Source organism: Pseudomonas sp. (genome assembly GCF_050739995.1).
In the GTDB taxonomy this organism is placed as follows: Bacteria; Pseudomonadota; Gammaproteobacteria; order Pseudomonadales; family Pseudomonadaceae; genus Aquipseudomonas.
In genome coordinates, this window is record NZ_JBOICG010000371.1 from 1 (window position 1) to 2,477 (window position 2,477).

General features: G+C 63.8%; 2 protein-coding genes and 1 pseudogene. All 3 read left to right on the top strand.

What is annotated here, in order from left to right:
- Positions 1 to 229 (top strand): annotated as a pseudogene (locus ACRESD_RS12395) (aliphatic sulfonate ABC transporter substrate-binding protein); the annotation flags it as partial.
- Between the two features lie 2 nt (positions 230 to 231).
- Positions 232 to 1,236, top strand: coding sequence for an ornithine cyclodeaminase family protein (locus ACRESD_RS12400; protein ID WP_431751156.1), 1,005 nt, complete (start codon positions 232 to 234; stop codon positions 1,234 to 1,236).
- On the top strand, positions 1,233 to 2,477 hold a 1,245-nt coding region (locus ACRESD_RS12405), incomplete at its 3' end, for an aromatic amino acid lyase (protein ID WP_431751157.1). The genes ACRESD_RS12400 and ACRESD_RS12405, both read left to right, overlap by 4 nt.

The window sequence follows — 2,477 nt, forward strand, 5'->3', positions numbered from 1 at the left end:
GCGCCTGTCCCTGGACCAGCCTGACGACAGCATCGCATTGATGGCCAAGACCCTCGGCCTGCCACCGACCGTGGTCCGCAGCTATTTCGAACATCGCTCGCCCGCGCCGATTCGCCCGCTGGAAGCCGTCGATATCGCCAATCAGCAACGCACCGCCGACCTGTTCTTCGCCAACGGCCTGATCCCGAAAAAGGTCGATGTGCAGCAAATCGTGTTCAAGGCGCCTTGATCATGCAACCGATCTACATCGACTTTCTCAACGGCCTGGACATCGAAGAACTAGGCCTGACCAACGACGAAATCCTCACCGCCATCGAAGCCAGCCTGGCGATCCAGGGCCGGGGCGAGGCGGTGATCGAGCCACGCACCCACCTGATTCCCGGCGGCGAAATCAACGGCCACTTCAACGTGCTGCGTGGTGTGCTCGGTGGTGATATCGGTTATGCCGGGGTCAAGGTGGTGGGCGATTTTGTCGACAACTACCGCAAGAGCCTGCCCTCGGAATTAGCGATCCTCAACCTGTTGGACCCGGCCACGGGCATTCCCAAAGCCATCCTCGACGCCTCGGCGATCACCGATATGCGCACCGGGGCCGTCACCGCCATCGGTGCCAAATACCTGGCCCGGCCCGACAGTAAAGTGCTGGCGCATATCGGTGCGCGCGGCACGGCGTACTGGAATGTGCGGCTGCTGGACCATCTGTTCGACTTCGAAGAAATCCGCGTGCATTCGCGGCGCAGAGAAAGCCGCGAAGCCTTTGCCGAACGCCTGCGTCGCGACCTGGGCAAGCCGGTGATCGTCACCGAGGATTGGGAATCCACCGTACGCGGCGCGGACATCGTGGTCGAGGCCTCGCGGCTGGACCAGCCCACGCCGTTGTTACGCACCGAATGGATCAAGCACGGCGCTTTCGTGGTGCCCTACGGCACCATGAGCGCGGTGGAGCTGTCGCTCACCGACATCATGAGCAAGTTAGTGGTGGACGATTGGGGCCAATGCAAGGGTGGGATGTTTGGCGCACTGCGCGCCCACGTCGACGCCGGGAAACTCAGCGCTGAAACCCTGCACGCCGAACTTGGACAGATTGTCGCCGGCTTGAAAAACGGTCGTGAAACCCCTGAAGAAACCATTTTGTTCTGGCACCGTGGCTTGAGCCTCAGCGACATTGCCCTGGGCCACGCACTGCTGGAAAAAGCCTGGCGCCTGGGGATTGGTCAGCGGTTGCGTTGGGCATGATTGCTATTGATCCCCAAGGACTGGCACTGGTGGACTTGCTGGCGATTGCGCGGCAGGACACACCGGCAGACTTCACCGCACAGGCACGCCAACGCATCGACGCAGGTCACCGGCTGCTGATGAAACTGACGGCTGAAGGCACGCCCGTCTATGGCGTGACCACCGGCTTGGGCGCGGCGGTGGATACACCGGTTGCTCCCGTACAGGCGAACATTCCTTTGGGCCGTGCCGTGGGCGTCGGGCGCCTGGCCAATCGGCAGGAGATTCGTGCCATCACGGCCGCTCGCTTGGCTGGGTTGGCCCAGGGGCGCTCGGGTATTTCACCGGCAGCCGCACAGGCACTGCTGGATTTGCTGAACACCGGTGTCGAGCCCGAGGTGCCGTTGCTGGGCTCATTGGGTGAGAGTGACCTGGCGCCCTTGGCGCACTTGAGCCTGGCATTGTCCGTACCGCTGACCGGCAAGGATGGCCTGGCGCTGGTCTCGGCGAATGCCGCCAGCGTCGGGCTGGGTGCCCTGTTGGTGGCTGAGGCGCGGCAGGTGTTGGAGGCTTTGCTGGCAGCGTTGGCGTTGTCGTGCGAAGGCTATCGGGCCAATCTCAGTCCGTTCCAGCCCTGGGCTTCGCGCCTGCGACCGGCACCGGGGCAAACCGAGCAGTCGGCAGCGTTGTTGCGCTTGCTTGCGGGCGGTGAACTGGCAGGCAACCCGCGCCGTTTGCAGGACCCGTTGAGCTTTCGCTGTGCCACGGTCGTACAGGGCGCGGCGCAACAGGCGTTGCAGCAATTGCATGAGTTGGTCGAGCTGGAACTGCGCAGCGGTGCGGACAACCCGGCGTTGATCAGCGAAGAGGCGATGGCGTTGGGCACGGCGAACTTTGACAGCACCCATCTGGCGCTGGCTGCCGAAGGGTTGGGGTTGGTTTTGAGCCGGCTGGCGGCGTGCAGTGCCGAACGCATCGCCAAGCTGTTATCGCCCGCGTCCAGCGATTTGCCACGGTTTCTGATCACCCAGCCGGGGCATGTCGGGATGGCGGCCTTGCAACGCACCAGCTCGGCCCTGGTCGCCGAGATCGGGCATTTGGCCAACCCATTGCCTGCGGTGAGTGTGCCGGTGGCCGATCGCGTGGAAGACTACGCCGGGCAAGCGCTGGCGGTGGTCGACAAGACTCGCCGTTTGACCGAGCGGATGTTGTGGGTGGCCAGCATCGAGTTGATCGTCGCCGCGCAGGCCGTGGACCTGCGC